The 20,750-nt window shown below is 69.9% G+C and carries 21 protein-coding genes and 1 tRNA gene; 9 read left to right on the top strand and 13 right to left on the bottom strand.

From position 1 onward, the window contains the following. Positions 1–2 precede the first annotated feature (2 nt). The 10 genes from ACO0LV_RS11480 to ACO0LV_RS11435 form a co-directional block, all read right to left on the bottom strand. Entirely contained in the window at positions 3–653 is a 651-nt protein-coding gene (locus tag ACO0LV_RS11480) for a 50S ribosomal protein L25/general stress protein Ctc (RefSeq protein ID WP_424788039.1), read from the bottom strand. Positions 654–885: 232 nt separating this feature from the next. Then, entirely contained in the window at positions 886–1,872 is a 987-nt protein-coding gene (locus ACO0LV_RS11475; RefSeq protein WP_424788038.1) for a MurR/RpiR family transcriptional regulator, read from the bottom strand. Then, the gene (gene phnE / locus ACO0LV_RS11470) at positions 1,869–2,768 is read right to left on the bottom strand and encodes a phosphonate ABC transporter, permease protein PhnE (RefSeq protein WP_424788037.1); all 900 of its coding nucleotides are present in this window, start codon (positions 2,766–2,768) and stop codon (positions 1,869–1,871) included. The genes ACO0LV_RS11475 and phnE (ACO0LV_RS11470) overlap by 4 nt, the downstream gene beginning before the upstream one ends. Then, on the bottom strand, positions 2,765–3,589 hold the full coding sequence (gene phnE / locus ACO0LV_RS11465) for a phosphonate ABC transporter, permease protein PhnE (RefSeq protein WP_424788036.1): 825 nt from the start codon (positions 3,587–3,589) through the stop codon (positions 2,765–2,767). The genes phnE (ACO0LV_RS11470) and phnE (ACO0LV_RS11465) overlap by 4 nt, the downstream gene beginning before the upstream one ends. Next, on the bottom strand, positions 3,586–4,368 hold the full coding sequence (gene phnC, locus ACO0LV_RS11460) for a phosphonate ABC transporter ATP-binding protein (RefSeq protein WP_424788035.1): 783 nt from the start codon (positions 4,366–4,368) through the stop codon (positions 3,586–3,588). The genes phnE (ACO0LV_RS11465) and phnC overlap by 4 nt, the downstream gene beginning before the upstream one ends. A gap of 66 nt (positions 4,369–4,434) precedes the next feature. Beyond that, complete coding sequence (phnD, locus tag ACO0LV_RS11455) at positions 4,435–5,496, bottom strand: phosphate/phosphite/phosphonate ABC transporter substrate-binding protein (protein ID WP_424788034.1); 1,062 nt, start codon at positions 5,494–5,496, stop codon at positions 4,435–4,437. A 130-nt stretch (positions 5,497–5,626) separates the two neighbouring features. Then, the gene (locus tag ACO0LV_RS11450; protein WP_424788033.1) at positions 5,627–6,406 is read right to left on the bottom strand and encodes an HAD family hydrolase; all 780 of its coding nucleotides are present in this window, start codon (positions 6,404–6,406) and stop codon (positions 5,627–5,629) included. 3 nt (positions 6,407–6,409) lie between these two features. After that, positions 6,410–7,390, bottom strand: coding sequence for a ribose-phosphate diphosphokinase (locus tag ACO0LV_RS11445; RefSeq protein WP_424788032.1), 981 nt, complete (start codon positions 7,388–7,390; stop codon positions 6,410–6,412). Then, the gene (gene glmU, locus ACO0LV_RS11440; RefSeq protein WP_424788031.1) at positions 7,387–9,021 is read right to left on the bottom strand and encodes a bifunctional UDP-N-acetylglucosamine diphosphorylase/glucosamine-1-phosphate N-acetyltransferase GlmU; all 1,635 of its coding nucleotides are present in this window, start codon (positions 9,019–9,021) and stop codon (positions 7,387–7,389) included. The genes ACO0LV_RS11445 and glmU overlap by 4 nt, the downstream gene beginning before the upstream one ends. A 156-nt stretch (positions 9,022–9,177) precedes the next feature. Beyond that, positions 9,178–9,250, bottom strand: a tRNA-Gln gene (locus ACO0LV_RS11435). A gap of 138 nt (positions 9,251–9,388) precedes the next feature. Between ACO0LV_RS11435 and ACO0LV_RS11430 the strand changes: the two genes are divergently transcribed. The 5 genes from ACO0LV_RS11430 (at position 9,389) to ACO0LV_RS11410 (ending at position 14,682) form a co-directional block, all read left to right on the top strand. Further along, positions 9,389–10,075, top strand: a complete 687-nt coding sequence (locus tag ACO0LV_RS11430; RefSeq protein WP_424788030.1) for a TetR family transcriptional regulator — start codon at positions 9,389–9,391, stop codon at positions 10,073–10,075. Then, entirely contained in the window at positions 10,072–11,007 is a 936-nt protein-coding gene (locus ACO0LV_RS11425; protein WP_424788029.1) for an ABC transporter ATP-binding protein, read from the top strand. The genes ACO0LV_RS11430 and ACO0LV_RS11425 overlap by 4 nt, the downstream gene beginning before the upstream one ends. Further along, complete coding sequence (locus tag ACO0LV_RS11420) at positions 11,004–12,191, top strand: ABC transporter permease (protein ID WP_424788028.1); 1,188 nt, start codon at positions 11,004–11,006, stop codon at positions 12,189–12,191. Before ACO0LV_RS11425 ends, ACO0LV_RS11420 begins: the two co-directional genes overlap by 4 nt. A gap of 87 nt (positions 12,192–12,278) precedes the next feature. After that, complete coding sequence (locus ACO0LV_RS11415; RefSeq protein ID WP_424788027.1) at positions 12,279–12,785, top strand: MarR family winged helix-turn-helix transcriptional regulator; 507 nt, start codon at positions 12,279–12,281, stop codon at positions 12,783–12,785. A gap of 97 nt (positions 12,786–12,882) precedes the next feature. Next, on the top strand, positions 12,883–14,682 hold the full coding sequence (locus ACO0LV_RS11410) for an ABC-F family ATP-binding cassette domain-containing protein (RefSeq protein WP_424788026.1): 1,800 nt from the start codon (positions 12,883–12,885) through the stop codon (positions 14,680–14,682). Here the strand turns inward: ACO0LV_RS11410 and ACO0LV_RS11405 are convergent. Then, positions 14,672–15,040, bottom strand: a complete 369-nt coding sequence (locus ACO0LV_RS11405; RefSeq protein ID WP_424788025.1) for a penicillin-binding transpeptidase domain-containing protein — start codon at positions 15,038–15,040, stop codon at positions 14,672–14,674. The two genes, ACO0LV_RS11410 and ACO0LV_RS11405, sit on opposite strands and share 11 nt — an antisense overlap. Between ACO0LV_RS11405 and ACO0LV_RS11400 the strand changes: the two genes are divergently transcribed. Further along, positions 15,017–15,805, top strand: coding sequence for a hypothetical protein (locus ACO0LV_RS11400; protein WP_424788024.1), 789 nt, complete (start codon positions 15,017–15,019; stop codon positions 15,803–15,805). The two genes, ACO0LV_RS11405 and ACO0LV_RS11400, sit on opposite strands and share 24 nt — an antisense overlap. 258 nt (positions 15,806–16,063) lie before the next feature. Here ACO0LV_RS11400 and ACO0LV_RS11395 read toward each other — a convergent pair whose 3' ends face one another. Next, positions 16,064–16,540: a DUF6069 family protein gene (locus tag ACO0LV_RS11395; RefSeq protein ID WP_424788023.1), complete on the bottom strand. Its 477-nt coding sequence runs from the start codon at positions 16,538–16,540 to the stop codon at positions 16,064–16,066. Positions 16,541–16,662: 122 nt separating this feature from the next. Here ACO0LV_RS11395 and ACO0LV_RS11390 point away from each other — a divergent pair, with 122 nt between their 5' ends. The 3 genes from ACO0LV_RS11390 (at position 16,663) to ACO0LV_RS11380 (ending at position 19,230) form a co-directional block, all read left to right on the top strand. Beyond that, a complete protein-coding gene (locus tag ACO0LV_RS11390) occupies positions 16,663–17,820 on the top strand; it encodes a sensor histidine kinase (protein WP_424788022.1) in 1,158 nt (385 codons plus the stop codon). Then, entirely contained in the window at positions 17,808–18,464 is a 657-nt protein-coding gene (locus tag ACO0LV_RS11385) for a response regulator (protein WP_424788210.1), read from the top strand. The genes ACO0LV_RS11390 and ACO0LV_RS11385 overlap by 13 nt, the downstream gene beginning before the upstream one ends. A gap of 61 nt (positions 18,465–18,525) precedes the next feature. Then, complete coding sequence (locus ACO0LV_RS11380) at positions 18,526–19,230, top strand: Crp/Fnr family transcriptional regulator (RefSeq protein WP_424788021.1); 705 nt, start codon at positions 18,526–18,528, stop codon at positions 19,228–19,230. Between the two features lie 293 nt (positions 19,231–19,523). Here ACO0LV_RS11380 and ACO0LV_RS11375 read toward each other — a convergent pair whose 3' ends face one another. Continuing rightward, positions 19,524–20,630: an IS110 family transposase gene (locus tag ACO0LV_RS11375; RefSeq protein WP_424788012.1), complete on the bottom strand. Its 1,107-nt coding sequence runs from the start codon at positions 20,628–20,630 to the stop codon at positions 19,524–19,526. Positions 20,631–20,750: the final 120 nt, after the last annotated feature.

Raw genomic sequence — 20,750 nt, 5'->3', positions numbered from 1 at the left:
GCTCAGCCCTCGGACTCGCCACCCTCGTCGGCCCCGCCCTCGGGCTCCCCGACCAGGGCCGGCTCTTCGGCGTCCTCGGTGTCGGCCTCGAGGTCCTCCTCCGAGACCCGTGGGATGGTGATGAGCACGACCACGGTGTCGGGGTCCTCTTCCGACTCCACGCCCGCCGGCAGCGGCAGATCGCCGGCGCGCAGCACGTGGCCTTCCTCGAGCCCGTCGATGTTGGCCACGACGTACTCGGGGATGTTGGTGGCCTCGGCCAGCACCTGCAGGGTCTGCATCTCCAGGGTGTGGATGGTGTCCGGGGCGGACTCCCCCTCGATGTGCACGGCGATCTCCACCGAGACCTTCTCACCGCGACGCACCTGTACCAGGTCGACGTGGTCGATCGTGCGCCGCACCGGGTCACGCTGAACGTCCTTGGACAGGGCCAACTGGCTCTCGCCGTCGACCACCAGGGTGAGCAGTGCGTTGGGGTTGTCCTTCAACGCCAGGAACGTCTCGTGACCGGGCAGGGTCAGGTGCATCGGGTCGCTCCCGTGCCCGTACATCACCGCCGGGATCAGGCCGGCGCGCCGGGTGCGGCGGGCAGCGCCCTTGCCGAACTCGGTACGGACATTGGCTTCAAGGGTGTACTTGTCGTTGTCAGACACGTGAGGATCTCCGAAAGGGAAGCGTGCAGGTCGGTGGGTGGGCCACGGGCGGGGACACCGGGCGGACGACGCGCGAAGGTCGGGACCACCGCGTCGAATCACGGACTGACAGCGGGCGCATCTGCCCAACCGACGTCCCTCGCCGAGGCAACCTGTCCATCCTAGCCCCATGACCGCCGTGGGTCACCACCTGTACCGGCCGAGCAGGGCGAAGGTGTGCGAGCACACACGCTCAGAGGGGGTCCTGGGCGAAGGCGTCGCCGATGACCTCCAGCATCCGGTTCTGTGCTGCCTGTGCACGCTGGGGATCGCGCGCGATCAGCGCATGCACGAGCGCATTCACCACGATGGTCTGGGGCAGTCTCGGGGTGCGGGTGATCTCCTCGGCGAACGTGCCCGTGCCCAACGATGCACTCACACCCATCGATGCCACCAGCGCCACCGTCGCGACATCCCCCAGCGGACTGGGAGTGGTCGCGGTCAGCGCGATCACGCTGGCTCCCGCCGCCGCGGCGGCCCGGGCCGGCTGGAGGGTGTCCCGGGTGCTACCCGACCCGCTGATCGCGAGGCACACATCGGCCCCGGTCAGCGCCCGTGCGCGGGTACCGCGCAGGACCCGGTCCGGCGGCGCCTCGACGAGGATCCCGGTGGCGTTCAACCGCAGCGCCGCCTCCAGCGCGATCGGCTCCGAGAGTCCGGTCCCGACCACCAGGACGCTGCGCGCCCGGTGCAACAGATCCACAGCGCGCACCACATCGGCTTCGGGCAGCAGGGACGGAAGATGCTCCACCGCCGTGCGCACCTGGGCGAGGTACTCACGAACCAGGCCGATGGCGTCGTCCGGACCGGCCGGGCCGGGCAACTCGAACGGGCCGGCGTCCTGGTCGGCCCCCGCCGGTCCCCCGTCCTTGCCCGCCGACTCGGCATCCCCCTCGTCCCACCGACGCCCGAGCGGGGACATCGCGCCCACATCCCGGGCAAGGAGGACCCGCAGTTGGGGGTAGCCGGTGAAGCCCAGCCGCTGGGCGGTACGCACCACGGTCGCGCGCGAGGTCCCGGCTGCATCGGCTACTTCCTGCGCCGAGGCCTCGATGGCCCACTCCGGACGGCTCGCGATGACTTCGGCTACCCGCAACTCGCTCGGGTGCAGCAGCGCCATCCCGGCCCGGATCCGCCCGGGAACCGAGCCCAGTTCGGGGACCTGCGGTCCGGTGTTCATACCACCTCGGCATCCACCTCGACCAGCGTGGCCCTGGGGTCACCGGAGATGATCCGGGCTCGCACCCGCGCGGAGATCTGGTCCACCAGGACGGTGATGAGGATGATCACCATCAACGTGATGCCGATCCGGTCCCAGGCCCGTACGTTGAACAACTGGCTCAGCAACGATCCGATCCCTCCGGCACCGAGGAACCCCAGGATCGCCCCGGCGCGGATGTTGATCTCGAACCGGTACAGCCAGAACGCCATGATCTCCGGCATCACCTGCGGGGTGATCCCCCAACGCAGCACCTGCCACTTGTTCGCCCCGGCGGCACGGGCGGCCTCCACCGGCCCCAGGTCGATCCCCTCGATCGCCTCCGAGGTCAGTTTCCCCAGTGTGCCCACAGCGCCCACCCCCAGGGCCATCGCGCCGGCGAGCGGTCCGAGGCCGAAGATCGGGAGCATCACCGCGATCGCCAGGATCAGCTCGGGGATCGCGCGGATGATGTTCAGGATCTGCCGTGTCACGAAGACCACGGCCCGGGGTGAGACGTTGGAGGCGGCCAGGAATCCCATCGGGAAGGACAACAGCGCCCCGAGCATGGTGCCGATCCACGCCATGTGCAGCGACTCGATCATCAGCGAGGTCGCACGGGACCAGTACTCGGTGTTCGGATCCACCAACGGGTTCTGCAGCACGCCCTGGGTCATCAGCCGGAAGTACTCCGGCCCGGTGGTGAACAGGTTGGCCAGTCGCGGCCAGTTGGCGTCCACCTGCCAGAGCGCCACCAGGATGATGACCAGGGTGAGGATCATCGCGAGCGTCTTGCGGGTCTTGGATGGCGGAGCCGGCCGGGTGCCCCCGGTGTGAGTCGGGCTGCCGGCGCGCGGTTTCGTGGTCCGGTCGCTCATGTCAGCCTCCGTCGCACCGCGCGGGAGGCTTGGTCAAGCACGAACACCACCACGAACAGGCTGACGATGATCGCACCGAGGCGCTCGTGCTGGAACTGCCCGAGCAACGTGCTGATCAGTGCGCCGATGCCGCCACCGCCGACGATGCCGATGACCACCGATGCGCGCAGGTTCAGCTCGAACACGTAGAAGCAGTAGGACAGGTAGTTCGGGGCGATCTGCGGATAGATCGCCCACCGGGCCCGCTGGATCCGGTTGCCGCCGCCGGCCTCCACCGCCTCGATCGGCCCGGGGTCCACAGCATCGGCGGTCTCGCCGGTGAGTTTGGCGATCACCCCGATGTTGAACACGATCAGCGCCAGAATGCCGGCGAGGGGGCCGGGCAGCACGATCGCGGCGAACAGCGATCCCAGGGCCACATCGGGCAGGGCCCGCAGCACCGACAGCACCGCTTTGGACACCTGGTACGTGGCCTTGTTCGGTGCCGACGTCTTGCTGGCGAGCATCGCCATCCCCAACCCGATCGCGCAGCCCACCGCGGTGGCCAGGATGGCGATGAAGAGCGTGGTGAGCCACGACTCGATCACCACCGCACGGGTCAGGAAGGCCCAGTCGGGGTTGAAGAACTCGGCGATGACGTGCCGGCCGCGGGTGACATCGGTGAACAACGGCATCAACGTGAAGTCGATCGACCAACCCGCCCACACGGTGATCGCCGCGGTGATGGTCAGTCCCCCGATGACCGCGGGGCTGGGCTTGGGTTTGCGCGGCCGTGCTGGTGCCGCCGCGGCGGGTCCATCAGCAGTGGCGGTGGTGCTCACGCGATCGCTCCGGGCTCCTTGGCGATCACGTCATCCGCGGTCAGGGATCGACCGTAGATGCGTTCGAAGACCTCGTCGTCGGCTTCCTCACCGGTCCCGTCGAAGACGATCTTGCCCGAGCGCATACCGATGATCCGCTGGCCGTACCGGCGTGCAAGGTCCAGGAAGTGCAGGTTCACCACCGTGGTGATGCCCAGTTCCCGGTTGATCCGCTCCAGATCCTTCATCACCTGGTTCGCCGTCGGCGGGTCCAGGGAGGCCACCGGCTCGTCAGCGAGCATGATCTTGGGGTCCTGGGCCAGCGCCCGGGCGATCGCTACCCGCTGCTGCTGACCGCCGGAGAGTTGGGAGGCACGGACCCACGCCTTCTCCACGATGCCCACCCGCTCGAGCGCGGTGAAGGCGAGTTCCTTGTCGGCCTTGGAGTACAACGCCAGGGAGGAGCGCAGCGTACCGGTGGAGTGCAACCGCCCCATCAGGACGTTGTTCATCACCGAGGTGCGCCGCACCAGGTTGAAGGACTGGAAGATCATCCCGATGTCCGAGCGAAGCGCCCGCAGTTTGCGTCGTCCGGCGCCCTTGACCGACTCCCCGTCCACGGTCAGTTCACCTCCGGTGACGGGAACCAGGCCGTTGATGGAACGCACCAGGGTTGACTTACCGGCACCGGACAACCCGACCACGACCACGAACTGGCCATCGGGGATCGTCAGGTCCACACCGTCCAACCCCTTCACCCCGTTGGGGTAGGTCACGGACACGTCGGAGAACTCGATCATCGCTGCTTCCTCACAGGCCACACACCGGTGGGAGCGGAGAGCTCCTCCGCTCCCACCCGGTCATGGTCACTCGCCGAAGTTGGACTCCACCTGGCGGGCGGCATCCAGCGCGTCCAGGTCCGCCGGGACCAGGTCCTCGATGCTGTACACCTCATCGAAGGCGAACGCGCCGTCCTCGGTTGAGATGACCGCCATCATGGCGTCGGCGATCCGCTGCTGCAGGTCGCCCGACAGGGAGCCGGCGACGGCGACGCCGTCGTTCGGGATCTCATCGGACCACGCGAACACGGTGACCTTCTCACCGATCTCGGGGTCCTCCTCCACCACGTTGTCGCGGGCGTCGTCGAAACTCACCCCGACCGGGTAGTCGCCACCGGCCACGTTCAGGATGGAGTTCGGGTGGCCTCCGGCGAACTGGGTGTTCAGCCCCAGCGCGTCCAGGCCAGCCACACGCTCGAGCTGAGTGGCCGGGTAGTAGTAACCGGAGGCGGAGTTGGCGTCCACCATCGAGATGAGGGTGTCCCCATCGATCAGTGCCAGGGCGTCCTCACCCACCGGACCGGCGTCGGCACTGTCGGTGCCGTTGCAGAAGGTGAAGATCGCACCGTCCTCCTGCTCCACCTCGACCACATCGTCCAGGCAGTAGGTGTCGGGATCGTTGGTGAACCACTGCGTGTGATAGGTGGGCGACCCGAAGCGTACCGATTGCAGCACGATCTCGGCGCCGGCTCGGTCGGCAGCCTGGACCAGGGCGATCGGTCCGAACATGCCGATGTCGGCCTGACCGGTCTCCATCGCGATGATCAAGGCGTTGTAGGACTCGGTCACCACCGCTTCGACCTCGATGCCGAGTTCCTCGGAGAGCAGGTCGCCCAGCATGTCGGCGTCCTCCACCAACTTGTCCATGTCCTGGGACGGCACCAGGCCCAGGACGAGGGTGTCGGGGTCCTCCCCGGCGCCATCAGCAGAGTCGGCGTCATCGGCGTCGTCACCGTCGTCCTCGGTGACATCCTCGGCCGCGCCGTTGGTGTCGGTGTCCGCGTCGGTGTCGTCGGCCCCGTTGCCGCACGCACTCAGGACGAGCAGGGAGGCGGCGGCCAGCGCCGCCCAGGTCGTGGTTCGCTTCATCGGAGGTTCCTTGTTCTTCAACTCGGTCGGCTACGGATCCCGCGCAACAACGTTTCGTCGGGCACACGCGCTGTGAACGCACGTTTCACGCTAGTTCACGCTCCGGTTCCCGCGGAAGGCCCGGAAGGTCTCAATTGGGTGAACTCTGGGTGTCCGTACCGGTGCGGTCGTCCGCCACCGCGCCGGCATCACGCGCCCAGCGGCGGAGGTGCGGGTACATCGCCTCGAACGTGGTCTCGGTCCGGCTGGCCGGCCCCAGCCCCGTACCGAAGCGGTCCAGGTACATCCCGACCGCGCCCAACGCCATCGCCGGTTCGATGTCGTTGCGCCACACGTCACCCACGCTTGCCAGGTGCGCCGGTGCGGCCCCGAATTCGGTCAGGATGCCACTGAGTACCGCGCGCATCCGGGTCGGCTTACCGGCGTCGGGGACCACGGCGTCGAGCCGCTCGGCCAACTCGTGCCGGGCCAGCCACACATCCACCCCGACCAACGGCGCGTTGGTCACCAGGACCGCGGCCACACCGGCGGCGCGCAACTCGTCCAGGAGTTGCGTCAGCCCGTTCGGCGGATGCGTCGCGTCGACGTCCAACTCCGCCCGGGAGGCGAGATAGGCCGCGGACAGGTCCTCCTGGGACAGGTTCTGGCCGCTGAGGGCCACCACCGCCTGGTACCCGTCCTCGCAGTCGGGCAGGGCCCGGCTCCCGGCAAGGAACTCCCTGATCCCGGTGCGTACCCGCTCCCGGGCCGACGGCGGTAGCCGGCCGGCCACCTGCTCGGCGTAACCCAGCACCGGGGCGTCGCCCACGCAGACGGTCCCGTCGAAGTCCAGCACCAGGACCGGCCGGGGCGAGGGCGCAGCGGCGGCGTCGGGGCGGGGAGAAGCCGGCCGAGCGCGATCAGGCGTCACTGGTCAGGCGTTGCCGTCGAACAAGGAGGTAACCGACCCGTCATCGAAGACCTCCCGGATGGCGCGTGCGATCAGCGGGGCTATGGACAGCACGGTGAGGGTGTCGAAGCGCTGCTCGGCCGTGATGGGCAGGGTGTCGGTGACGACCACCTCCCGGGCTCCGCACTCCGAGAGCCGTTGGGCGGCCGGGTCGGAGAGCACCCCGTGGGTGGCGGCCACGATCACCGAGGCCGCGCCGGCGCCCTCGAGCACCTTGACCGCCTCGGCGATGGTGCCGCCGGTGTCGATCAGGTCATCGACCAGCACGCAGTCGCGACCCTCCACCTCACCGACCACGCGGTTGGCCACGGCCTGGTTGGGCCGGCCCACATCGCGGGTCTTGTGGACGAACGCCAGCGGCCCGCCACCAAGTTTGGCGGCCCAGTGCTCGGCGACGCGGATCCGCCCGGCGTCGGGTGAGACGACGGTGACGTTGGAGGTGTCCACCCGGGTGCGAACGTGCTCGGTCAGGATCGGCATCGCCCACAGATGGTCCACGGGCCCGTCGAAGAAGCCCTGGGTTTGAGCGGCGTGCAGGTCCACGCTCATCAGCCGGTCCGCGCCCGCGGTGGCGAACAGGTCGGTGACCAGCCGGGCCGAGATCGGCTCGCGACCGCGATGCTTCTTGTCCTGGCGGCCATACCCGTAGAAGGGCACCACCGCGGTGATCTGCTTGGCCGAGGCCCGTTTGAGGGCATCGACCATCAGCAGGTGCTCCATGATCCACTGGTTGATCGGGGCGGTGTGGGACTGCAGCACGAACACGTCGGCACCGCGCACGCTCTCGGCGAACCGGACGTAGATCTCCCCGTTGGCGAAGTCATAGGCGGTGGTGGGCACCATCTCGATTCCCAGTTCGTCGGCCACATCGGCCGCCAGCGAGGGATGCGCCCTGCCCGAGACCAGCACCAGCCGCTTCTCGCCATAACTCGTGATCCCGGTCATCGCTCCTCATCCAGGTGTGCCGATCCGTGCCGGTTCGCTGCTGTGTCCTGATCCGCCGCGTTGTTCGTCGTGCCGGCCCGGCTCCGCTCGGCCTGCGCCTGGGGCGACAGCTCCGCGGAGGCCCCGTCGCCCTCATCGGCCTCCAGTGCGGCCTGGGCCGCCTGGGCGGCCGGGGTTCCCGCCCGTCTGCTCAACACCCAATTCTCGATGTTTCGCTGCTGCCCCCCGGAGATGCCCAGCGCACCGGGTGGCACGTCGCGGCGCAGCACGGTACCGGCGCCGGTATAGGCGCCATCGCCCACCGTCACCGGAGCCACGAACATGTTGTCCGCACCAGTGCGGGCATGGTCTCCGATCGTGGTCCGCCGTTTCGTCACGCCGTCGTAGTTCACCGTCACCGAGGCGGCGCCGATGTTGGTCTCGCGTCCGATCGTGGCGTCGCCGATGTAGGACAGGTGCGGCACCTTCGAACCCGCCCCGATCTGGGCGTTCTTTGTCTCCACGAACGTTCCGATCTTGCCCCGCTCGCCCAGCACGGTGCCCGGGCGCAGGTACGCGAAGGGACCCACGGTGGCGCCGGCATCGATCTGGGCCTGTTCGCCGTGGCTACGGATGACGGTGGCCCCCGGGCCGACCTGAACGTCGGTCAGGGTGGTGTCAGGTCCGATGGTGGCCCCGGTCAGCACGTGGGTCTGACCGTGCAACTGGGTGCCGGGTAGCAGCGTCACGTCGGGTTCCAGTTCCACACCCACGTCCACCCAGGTGCTTGTCGGATCCACGATGCTGACCCCGGCGCGCATCCAGTGCCGCAGTGTGCGGGCGTTGAGTTCGGCACCCAGGGTGGCCAGTTGCACCCGGTCGTTGACGCCCTCGACCTGCAGCGAGTCGGCCACCACCACCGCGCCCACGCGGTTTCCGGCGCGGTGGGCGTGGGCCAGCACATCGGTCAGGTAGACCTCACCCTGGTTGTTGCCCGCATCGACCTGACCCAGACCGTCGCGCAGCACGGCGGCGTCGAAGGCGAACACCCCGGAGTTGATCTCGGTGATGGCGCGCTGCTCGGGGGTGGCGTCACCGTGCTCGACGATGCCGGTGACCGCCCCGTCCTGATCGCGCACGATCCGCCCGTACCCGCTCGCGTCGGGCAGGTGCGTGGTCAGCACCGTCACCGCGTTGTCCTGCTCGTGGTGGGTGTCCAGCACCTCCTGCACGGTCTGCGGCTGCAGCAGCGGGACGTCGCCGAGGAGGACGACGACGGTGCCATCGATGGCGATCTCATCCGCCCTGGGGAGTTTCTCGCGCTGGTCGCTGGTGGCCATGGCCCTGCCCTGGGCGGCCAGGTCGAGCGCGTCCAGGCCGCACTGCACGGCACGGCCGGTGCCGGGGATCTCGTCCTGGTCGGTGATCAGCACGTCGGGATCCAGGGCCTCGATGTGCTCGGCCACCTGGTCGCGCTGGTGGCGGACCACGGTGACCAAGTGCTCGGGCTCGACTGCGCGGGCGGTGGCCAGCACGTGGCCGAGCAGGGACACTCCCCCGATCGGGTGCAGCACCTTGGCCCTGGCCGACCGCATGCGGGTGCCTTGGCCGGCAGCAAGAATGACAACAGCAGCAGGGGCGGGTCGGCTCACGCGCTCCACTGTACTGCTCTGCTGGTGTGGCGCCGGCCAGCCATCCACGTCGTGCCGCCGAGGCCGGCATCAGTCGACTTTGCGGTACTTTCCGCCGACTAATGCTGACTTCGAGCGTCGATCGAGACGCTGCTCGCTTGGGTACGGCGGCAAGGGCTCCGCCCCCAGGACTCGAACCCGGACCACACGGCACCAAAGGCCGGCGTGCTGCCAATTACACCAGGGCGGAATGCTGCGAGGATCCCGGGCTCAGGGCCCGGGAACGTCTGCACCAGCGTCGGAGCCTACTGTAGTGTCTCGCAGCGGAACCGACGTCAGGCAGGATGATTCCGTGACCGAGTCGAGCAGACGCCCTCCGCGGGCTCGCATGAGTGCGCGCGAACGCCGTGAGCAACTCCTGGATGTGGCGCGTTCGCTGTTCGCCGAGAAGGGGTTCGACTCGACCTCGGTAGAGGAGATCGCCGCCCGGGCCCAGGTGTCCAAACCCGTGGTGTACGAGCACTTCGGCGGCAAGGAGGGCGTCTACGCCGTCATCGTGGACCGTGAGGTGCAAACCCTGCTGGCCGCGTTGACCGGCGCGCTGGAACGCGGCGGCCACCCGAAGGTGACGGTCCAGGCCACCGCTCTGACGTTGCTGGATTACATCGAGACCCACACCGACGGGTTCCGGATCCTGGTGCGCGATTCCCCCGTGGCCCAGGCCACCGGGACCTTCTCCTCCCTGATCGGGGACGTGGCCAGCCAGGTCGAGCACATCCTGGCCTCCACGTTCGAACGCCAGGGCCTGCCGGCCGAGACCTCCCCCATCTACGCCCAGATGCTGGTGGGCATGATCGCCCTCACCGGGCAGTGGTGGCTGGAGACGCGCAGCCCGGACAAGCAACAGGTGGCCGCGCATCTGGTGAACCTGGCTTGGAACGGATTGCGCGGCCTGGAGCGTGATCCCACCCTGACGCCGGCGGCGCTGCGGGTCAGCGCACAGCGCTGGGCCCGGGGCACACACGGCCCGGCGGCCACTCCCCCGGCCGCCCCAGAGGGGAGCGCGCGCGGGTGAGTCAACTGGAACTGGACCACCTGAACAAGTCCTACGGTTCCCTGCGAGCCCTGACAGACCTGAGTTTCGCCGTCGGGGCCGGAGAGATCTTCGGTTTCGTCGGTTCCAACGGCGCCGGGAAGACCACGGCGATGCGCATCGTGCTCGGGGTACTCGCGGCCGACTCTGGCCAGGTGCGCTGGAGCGGCGCCGAACTGGACCTGCGGGCCCGACGCCAGGTGGGCTACATGCCCGAGGAGCGCGGCCTGTACCCGAAGATGAAGGTGGGCTCCCAACTCGTCTACCTGGCAAGGTTGCACGGGATGTCGAAGCCGGAGGCCACGGCGGCGATGGAGCGCTGGACGCAGGTACTGGCGATCGATTCCCGGCGCGGGGACGAGGTCCAGAAACTCTCCCTGGGCAATCAGCAGCGGGTCCAGTTGGCTGCGGCACTGGTGCACAACCCCAAGGTGCTGGTACTCGACGAACCCTTCTCCGGGCTGGACCCCGTGGCCGTGGACGTGATGAGTCAGGTGCTACGCGAACGGGCCGCCGAGGGGGTGCCGGTGGTGTTCTCCTCCCACCAACTGGACCTGGTGGAGCGCCTGTGTGATCGCGTCGGTGTGATCAGCAACGGGCGGATGGCCGCGGTGGGCACGATCGAGGAGTTGCGCACCACGCCCACCCAGCGCTGGCGGGTGGTCAGCAACGCACCAGCGGGCTGGGCGGATGCGGTCCCGGGCACCCGCGTGCTCAGTCAGGACGGCGCGGAGACCGTGGTCGAACTGCTGCAGCCCGGCACCGACGCCGAGCAACCGCTGCTGCACGCCGCCCTGGCGCACGGCGGTGTGCGGGAGTTCGCGCTGATCCGTCCGACCCTGGTGGACCTGTTCCGGAACGTGGTCACCACGGAGAGCCACGCCGACGACGGCGGCACCGGGAGCGCCGCATGAGTACCTTCGGCGCGATCGCGCTGGTAGCAGGGCGGGAGATCCGCACCAGGCTGTTGTCCAAGGCCACGATCATCGCCACGGTGGTGGTGGTAGGGCTGATCGTGGGCGGTGTGCAGGCGCTGTCGTTGTTGCTGGCCGGCCGGGACAGCTCCGCCACCCGGGTGGGTGTGGCGCAGGAGACCGCCTCCCTCACCCCGGTGCTGGAGCAGACCGCGGGCCAGGCGGGGATGAACCTCGAGGTCGTCGCGGTCGAGGCCGACGCCGCGGAGCAGCAGGTCCTGGACGGAGACCTGGCGGCTCACCTGTCCGGGCCACCGGCGGGACCGGTGGTGACGGTGGACGGCATCCCGGACGTGCAGTTGATGTCGGCGATCACCAATGCGACGCAGCAGTACGCGCTGACCGAACTGGTCACCTCCCTGGGCGGGGACCCGGCGCAGGCTCAGTCCGAACTGGCCGGGGCCGTTCCCTCCCTGCAGGTGATCGAGACCGGCACCGATCTGGACCCGATCAGGATCGTCGTGGCGTTCGTGATGGTCTCGCTGCTGCTGTTCGCGCTGTTGCAGACCACCCAGATGATCGCCATGGGGGTGGTGGAGGAGAAGGTCAGCCGGGTGGTGGAGATCCTGTTGGCCACGATCCGGCCCGGGGTGCTGATGGCCGGCAAGGTGCTCGGTATCGGCGTCGTCGGGGTGGTCCAGGTCTCGCTGTTCGCCACCGCCGGGACCCTCACGGCCCTCGCCACGGGCCTGCTGGACGGGGTGCAGGTCAATATCGCAGCCTCCCTGGGTTGGCTGCTGGTGTGGTTCGTGCTCGGGTTCGGTCTCTACGCGGTGCTGGTGGGCGGGGTCGCGGCGCTGGTCTCGCGTCAGGAGGACATCGGATCGGTCACCACACCGTTGTTCATCCTGATGATGGCCCCGTTCTACCTGGGCATCTGGCTGGTGCCGTCCAACCCCGACTCCCTGCTGGTGCGGGTGTTGTCCCAGATCCCCTTCTTCGCCCCGTTCATGATGCCGCCGCGGCAGGCCTTCACCGAGGTGCCCGCCACCGACCTGATCGTAGCGGTGGTGGGGGCCCTGGTGCTCATCCCGGTGCTGATCTGGCTCGGCGGGCGGATCTACTCCCGCGCCGTGCTCACCACCGGGGGCCGGATGAAACTGCGCGAGGCCCTGCGAAGTTGAGCGTTCCTCATCGGGCCGACCACTCCACTGACCCCCGGCGCCGGACCGCCACACGTGCGATATCTCGATGTCGAGTAATCTCGGGGTATGGGCACACCACAGGACGAGGTGGATCGGATCGTCACCGCCTGGCATCGGGAGCGCCCCGATCTACCCACACTGCCGCTGTCCGTGTTCTCCCGGATCACCCGCCTGGCCCGGCACTTGGACCGTGCCCGCCGCGCCGCGTTCGCCCAGCACCATCTGGAGGTCTGGGAGTTCGACGTCCTCACCGCTCTGCGCCGGGCCGGGGAGCCCTACCAACTCACCCCGGGCGTGCTGATGAACCAGACCATGGTCTCCTCCGGCACCATGACCAACCGGATCGACCGGCTCGTGGTGCACGGCCTGGTGGTGCGAACCGCCCACCCCGCCGACCGCCGGGTGGTGCAGGTGCGGTTGACCGAGGAGGGCATGGCCACGGTGGATGCGGCGATGAGCGACCTGCTGCGCATCGAGGCTGACGCGCTGAAGGCACTGCCGGCGACCGAGCAGACCCACCTGGCCGACCTCCTGCGGCACCTGCTCGTGCAGTTCGAGAGCCCCGGCGCATGAGTCATCCACTCGGCCTGGTCACGACCAGGATCGAACCCACCGCCGCGCGGGTAACGCACTGCGTCCTGGATGAGCAATCAGCCGAGGCGGTGGCCTGATGGCTGCACATCTGCTGGGAGCCGAGGGGCTCCGTCTGGAGTACCCGACGCGGGTCGTGTTCGAGTCGGTGACGCTCGGGCTGGAGGAAGGCGATCGGATCGGGATCGTCGGGCGTAACGGTGACGGCAAGTCGAGCCTGCTCGGGATGTTGTCCGGACAAGTCGAGCCGAACGCGGGCCGGGTGACGCGTCGCGGCGGGGTGCGGTTCGGGGTGCTGGACCAACGCGACGACCTCGATCCCGAAGCGACGGTCGGCCGCTCGATCGTGGGCGACGGGCCCGAGCACGAGTGGGCGCGGGACGCACGCATCCGCGACGTGATCGGCGGCCTGGCCTCCGATATCCCGTGGAAGGCGAAGATCGGCGACCTGAGCGGTGGGCAACGGCGCCGGGTCGCCCTGGCTGCTCTGTTGGTGAGCGACTGGGACCTGCTCGCCCTCGACGAGCCGACGAACCACATGGACGTCGAGGGCGTCGCCTGGCTGGCCGAGCACCTGAAGCGCCGATGGGCGAGGAGCGCCGGTGGGCTGCTGGTGATCACCCACGACCGCTGGTTCCTCGATGAGGTGTGCACCCAGACGTGGGAGGTCCACGACGGGATCGTCGAGCCGTTCGATGGCGGGTATGCCTCCTACGTGCTGCAACGGGTCGAGCGCGACCGGATGGCCGCGGCGAGCGAGGCGAAGCGGCAGAACCTCATGCGCAAGGAACTGGCCTGGCTGCGCCGCGGAGCGCCGGCCCGCACGTCCAAGCCGAAGTTCCGCATCGACGCCGCGAACCAACTCATCGAGGACGTCCCACCGGCGCGCAACCCGATCGAACTGCAACGACTAGCCGTGGCCAGGTTAGGCAAGGACGTGGTGGACATCGAGGACGTCTCGGTGAGTTTCGGTGACCAAGAGGTGCTGCGGGACATCACTTGGAGACTCGCGCCCGGTGAGCGCACCGGCATCCTCGGCGCGAACGGGGCGGGCAAGTCGACCCTGTTGGGATTGATCTGCGGGACGCTGCAGCCGACGACCGGGCGCGTCAAGCACGGCAAGACTGTGCGGATCGGTGTGCTGGACCAGCAGTTCTCCCAGCTCGCCGAGATCGGCGGCGACCGGGTGCGCGAGGTGCTGGCCCGGACCAAGACCACGTTCACGATCGACGGCAAGGACCACACCCCTGCGCAGTTGCTCGAACGCCTCGGCTTCGCCCGCGAACACCTCTCCGCCCGCGTCGACGACCTCTCCGGAGGCCAGAAGCGTCGCCTGCAACTGCTGCTGTTGCTGCTCAGTGAACCCAACGTCATCGCCCTGGACGAGCCGACGAACGACGTTGACTCCCAGATGCTCACCGCGATGGAGGACCTGTTGGACTCCTGGCCGGGAACGCTCATCGTCGTCTCCCACGACCGGTACCTGTTGGAACGGGTGACCGACCAGCAGTACGCGATCCTTGACGGCCGGCTGCGGCACGTGCCTGGCGGGGTCGATGAGTACCTGCGGCTGCGGCAGGAGCAGGTGACCACACCGGCCGATCGGCCCGACCTCGCGACGACGACGTCGGGCTCTGAGGACGCGTCGGCGTTGTCCGGTGCGGAGCGCCGCGCGGCCCAGAAGGAGATCACCGCGATCGAACGTCGACTGGTGAAGATGGCGGGCAGCATCGAGGCGGTGCATCAGCGCCTGGCTGACCACGACCAGAGCGACTACGAGGGTCTGCAACAGCACACCGACAAGCTGGTTGCGTTGGAGGCCGAAGTCGCGCAGCTGGAGGAGCGGTGGCTGGAGTTGTCGGACGTCGTCACCGGCTGACGTTCCGGAGGAAGCGCTCGACGGCGTCACCCGCCGCACCCGCACCGTGACCACCCCCATGGACCAGGACGGCGACGGCAAGGTCCCCCTGGTAGGCGATCATCCACGAGTCCACCCGGCAACTCTCCCCCTCCCCCACCTCGGCCGAGCCCGACTTGGCGTGCACCGGCTCACCCGGGACGTCGACGAGCATGATGCCCGTCCCCTCCTCGACGACGGAGCGCATGTACGTGCTCAGTGTGTCGGCCTCCTCCTGCGTCAGCGGCTGTGGCGGGTCGTCGGCGGTGTTGTGCGGGCGTCGGCGAGTTCGTCCGGGGACAGCACCAGCCGTGGGGTGACGACCTCCCCGGCCCCGCACGCCCGGGACGTCCTCGTGCGCGCCGAACACCTACTCCACGCCGCACGCGGCCACGTGCTCAACGACGTGCGAGCCACGCTGCCCGGGTACGCCGACCCCTCCGGGCTGGCCCGGCTGCGCCGGCGGCTCGGCGAGGTGGGCATCTCGCTTACGCTGCACGACATGGCGGCCGCGGCGCGGGAGGAGTCGCTGGCCCGCGGCGGCGTGCAGTTCGCGCTGCTGCCGGCCGCCACGGACAGGTCCCACATCACCGTGCCGCTCGGTGGTGCGACCGCGCCAGGCCGGGTGCGCGGCCGCCGGCTCCACCTCGAGCAACTGCGCGACTCCGACGACGTACCGGGCGCCGCACCTCGACTGCTCGTCCAGGCCGAGGACGACGTCCCGCACGTGCGCGACGCACTGGGCCGGGCGGCGCTGGCCGCGGGGCTGGCGGTGTACCAGGTGGTCACCGGGCTGCCGAGCGCCGAGGCCCTGACGGGAGTCCACGAGCACGGCGACGTGCTCGTCTGCGCGGAGATCGAGGCGCAGCGCAACGGTCTGGAGTTCCGGCCGCTTGCCCCCGAGACGGTGCGCGGCTACCGGCTCAAGGTGGCGCCGAGCACCCGAGCGCGGCACTCCTGCGCGCCGAGCGCGATGCAGTGCTCGAGGGACCGCATCGCCGTCGCGGCGCTCACCGAGTCGGGCGTGGCGGCCGAGGTGCAGCCGGAAGTGGACCGGGCGATCGGGAGGGCCGCGCGGCTGGCGGTCGAGGTGCTGCGGACCTGATGGCCCCGGCTGCCGGCAGCGGAGGGCGCATCCCGATCCGGCGAAAGCCAACTCCCGGCGAGGAAGCCATCGCTCGCCGGGAGTTGGGTCGTGAGGTCTAGGTGTCCTGACCGAGACGCGAAACGAAGGTGTGGCTATCCCTCCCCTCAGTGAGTCGTCGAGGCCAGAAGGCTCTCATCAGGCACTGACACGAGCGGTGTCCCGTGGTCCTTCCAGGTCGCGAGCGGCCATCTGATAGACCGTCGGTCGCGCGGGAACTCAGCGGCCGGTCCGTGGACGCAGGGCGCGTGGTCGCTCGCTCGGGGGCACGCTGCGGGCGGTGCTGCGGAGAGCGACGATGATCGTCGTCCCCACGGCGACGTGCATCGTCACCAGGACCGCCCCGGTCGCCACGGTGGTCGCCTGCACGAGGGGGCCGGCGAGGGAGATCACGAACGCGGTGACCGCGACCGTGAGCCACAGCCCGCGCGCCCGGCTCGTTACCCGCTCTAGCAGTGCCAGTAGGCTCCAGCCCGCGAGCGCGGCAACGAGGCCCGCAAGGGCGATGGCCGGCGCGCCGACGACGAGTTCGCCGTCCCCGACTCGGGCGGCCAGGTCAACGCCGAGCACCGGGACGGCGATGACCCAGACGGCCAGCCCGGCCCCAACGGCGCCGGCGACGGCAACTCCTCGCCGTGACCGGGCCTGCGTGGTCGGTGACGTCGTCTGGGTTCCTCCTCCAGTTCGGGTACCCACCACGATCCCGCGGCCGCACCTCTGCGTCATCGGCCGCCCGGCCACGGCGAGTAGCCACTCGGACCTGACCCGGCGACCTTCGGCGGTGCCGCCCTACCGGTGGCCTCCGTACACTCCATGAGATGTCGGCCGCCCCGAGGACCGCGCTCACGCGGAGGTGGCGCGCCTCCGGCTGGACGGTCGCTGCCACCACCGGGGCGATGGTCGTGCTGACCATGTGGGCGCTGGTAGGCGAGCACAGCTCGCCGGGCGCCAACGGGCCGCCACTCGCCCTTGACGTCGCGGTCGGCCTGGCCGCGGTGGCCCTCGTCCCGGTCCTGTTCCGGCGTCCCGTGCCGGCCGCTGTCGCCCTCGCCGCGCTGGCCGCCCTCGCACCCACGGCTACCCCTCCATCGACTGCTGCGACCTACGTCGTCGGCCGTTCCCGTCGCCTCCCCACAGCTGCCGTCGTCGCCGTTGCCGGTGCCGCGGCACACGTGGTGAGTGGGCTGTGGCGTCCGCTGCACGGGTTGTCGTTCGGGTGGTGGGTGGTGCTCGTGCTCGTGGCTCACGTCGCCCTGCTCGCCGCGGGAGCCCTGGCCCAGGCCCGCAGCGCCCTGCTCGCCGGTCTGACCGAGCGGGCCAGGAGCGCCGAGGCAGATCGCGACCGGCACGTCGCCGAGGCGGTCGCAGCCGAGCGGACTCGGATAGCGCGCGAGATGCACGACGTCCTCGCGCACCGACTCTCGCTCCTTGCGACCTACGCGGGCGCCCTGGAGTATCGGCCGGACGCGTCGCCGGAGCGGCTCGCCCACGCGGCGGGGGTCGTGCGGGCCGGCGTCCACCAAGCGCTGGAGGAGGTGCGCGACGTCGTAGGCGTGTTGCGGGACGTCCCAGCGGCGGACGGGGTGCCGCCGCCCGCTCCGGATCTCGACCAGTTGGACGGCCTGGTCGGTGAGGCACGGGCGGCCGGTGGCGTCGTCGACATCGCCATCGAACTCGACGGCGTGCCGCCCGGGATGGTGGGGCGGACGGTCTACCGCCTCGTGCAGGAAGGGCTGACCAACGCCCGCAAGCACGCACCGACGGAGCCCGTGCGGGTGCACGTCAGGGGCCGGCAGGACGCCGGCCTGGAGGTCACGGTGGAGAACCCGCTGCGGCCGGGCCAGGCCGGCATCCCCGGGTCGGGGACCGGGCTGATCGGGCTTACGGAGCGGGTGCGGATCGTCGGCGGCCGGCTCGACTACGGCTCCGACGGCGGGCAGTTCCGCTTGTCCGCGTGGCTACCATGGTCGCCGTGAAGGTCCGGGTCCTCGTCGTTGACGACGACGCGCTCGTCCGGTCCGCCCTCGTCATGATGCTCGACGGCGCGCAGGACATCGCCGTCGTCGCCGAGGCGGCAGACGGTGCGGAGGTGCCTGCGGCACTGGACCGCCACCACATCGACGTCGTGCTCATGGATCTGCGCATGCCGCGGGTGGACGGCGTCACGGCCACGGCCCGGCTGCGCGCCCGCCCCGACGCGCCCGAGGTGCTCGTCCTCACCACGTTCGACACCGACGCGGAGATCCTCGGGGCGCTGCGCGCCGGCGCCTCCGGCTACCTCCTCAAGGACACCCCGCCGCCGCGGATCGCCGATGCGGTGCGCCGGGCCGCGGCCGGGGAGGCGACGCTGTCGTCGGCGGTCACCCGGCGGTTGGTGGAGCACGCCGTGGACCGCGCCGACGTAGCCGCCGACGCCCGCATGCGCCTCGCCGCGCTGACCGACCGGGAACGAGACGTCGTCGCCGCCATCGGACGCGGACTGACCAACGCGGAGATCGCCGCAGAACTCTACGTTTCGGTCGCCACCGTCAAGGCGCAGGTCTCCCACGCCCTCGCCGCGCTCGACGTCGGAAACCGGACCCAGGTCGCGCTGCTCGCCCACGACGCCGGGCTGGTGTAGCCGGCCGAGGCCCCCGGGTAGCAGCCGTTGCCTGTCCTAGACTCGCATCAGGAGGTGCAACGTGGTCGACACCCATGCCCCGGAGGGCCGGGAGGACCTGTGTGTGGTGCAGGTGCCCCTGTTTCACGGTCTGGACTATGACGATCAGGTCAACGTCGCCGAAGTCGCCACCCCCACGAGCGTGGCTGCCGGGGAGCAAGTGTACGCGGCCGGGTCCGACACCTCCCAGTTGATGGTGGTGCACACCGGCGCGCTGAAGGTCTCCCGGATCGACGCCGAGGGACGCGAACAGATCCTGCGCGTGCTGGGACCGGGTGAGTTCGTCGGTGAGTCGGCGTTCCTGACCGGTGCTCGACCCGATCACTTCACCACCGCGCTGGAACCGAGCAGCATGTGCGTGTTCCGCCATGCCGACCTCGGCCGCCTGGTGGCCGCTCACCCCTCGATCGGGATGCGGATGCTGCAGGAGGTCAGCAGGCGCCTGGCCCAGACCGAGACCCGGCTGGCCTCGGTGATCTCCGGTGATGTGACCTCGCGACTGGCCGAGTACGTGCTCTCCCTGCACGGCACCACCACCGAGGACGGGGTGGTGGTGGAGTTGCCGCTGGCGAAGAAGGACATCGCCTCGCTGCTCGACACCACGCCCGAGTCGCTCAGCCGCCAACTACGCAAGCTGCAACAGTCCGGGATCGCCCACACCCAGGGTGCCCGCGGGCTGATCATCCACGACATCGACGCCCTGATGGACCTGGCCGCCGTCGCCTGATATGTGGGGCTTGTTTGTCAAGTGGGCAGGGTGAAGCGCCGCCGGACTGGCCGTGTCTGGCGGCGCTTCGTCGTTCGCTGGGGGCGGGTCGGGGTGCGGCGTGTCTGGTGACGCGTGGTCAGTCTGATATGCGCGGGTTGGTTACCGCATGACCGTGTTCCGGCGAGAGCGTCCGAGCGTGTCTGAGGTCGAGCGTGGCCGGCGGGTGCCGGCTGCTCACAGGCGAATCGCTGGTGCGCTCCTCACGCTGCATGCTCCCCGGCCCGGTGGCCGGCGAACGAGCTTTCGGGTGGCTAGTCCATGGTGGCCAGGGACCAGCACCAGCCGGCGAGTTCGCGGGCGATCGCGGTGTTGGCGATGGTGTGCTTCTTCTTGTGGCTGGTCAGGACCTGCCAGCGGTGGTGCAGGCGCCGGTTGCCGGCGTCGCCGCGCGCGGCCACGGTGGCGGGCGCCAGGGCCCACCGGTCCCGCATGGTCTTCCCGGGCCGGTAGGCGCTCTTGTGGTGCCAGGCGGCCTCGATCAGCAGCCGGCGGGCGTGGGTGTTGCCGGTCTTGGTGATCGCACCCAGGTGTCGGGTGCCGCCCGAGGAGTGCTCACTGGGCACCAGGCCGAGGTAGGAGGCGATGGTGCGGCCGGTGAACCGGTGCCAGTCGCCGATCTCCACCGCGAGGGCGAACCCGGTCAGGGTGGAGATCCCGCGCAGGCAGCCCAGCCGGCGAGTGGTCGCGGTGAACTCGCTGTCCGCGGCCGCGGTGAGGATCTCGCGGTCGAGGCGGTCCCGGCGGGCACCGATCGTGGTGACCGCGTCGTAGGCGGCGTCGAACGCCGCCAGAGTCCCGGCCCCGGCATCCTCGAGCCCCTCCCAGCGGACCCGCCGCAGCCACGCGTCGTGAACCCCGGTCCAGGCCGCCTTGCCCTGGTCGTAGACGATCCCCCGGCGCAGCAGCAGCTTGCTCAGCCGGTGCCTGGCAGCCATCAACTCCACCCGGGCGTCATCACGGGCACGCACCAGGTCCCGGGCGGCCTCCTCGGCCACCGTCGGGACGCGCACCGCCACCAGCTCCTCCATCCGCAGCAACCGCGCCAGAAGCAGCGCGTCGCGCTTGTCGGTCTTGACCCGCTCCCCGGCGGGACGCAGGATCTTCGATGGCGCCGCGACCGTGACCGGCACCCCCGCCGCGATCAGCTTCCGGGCGAGCCCGAAACCCGTCGGGCCCGCCTCGTACGCTGCGTGCACCGGCCCATGACCAGCCGCGATACCTGCCACCCACTCGGTGACCTGCCCGCCATCCGCAGGTAGCCCCACCTCGATCAACTCACCGGTCGAGGTGTCCAACGCCGCCGCTCGCACGCTACGCGCGTGCACATCCAACCCAATCGCCGTAACCTCACTGAACACCAGGGCCTCCGCTGCATGTCGGCACCCCCAGCCACTCTGGGGGATGATCCACGAATCTGCACCGTGAGGCCCTGGACCCGTCAAGACTCAGAACCCCACCACCCTCATATGGTCTGAGCC

It is taken from the genome of Pseudactinotalea sp. Z1739 (genome assembly GCF_049725055.1).
Lineage (GTDB): Bacteria > Actinomycetota > Actinomycetes > Actinomycetales > Beutenbergiaceae > CALKWS01.
The sequence above is the reverse complement of the archived record's forward strand: the minus strand, read 5'-3'. Positions and strand labels throughout refer to the sequence as shown.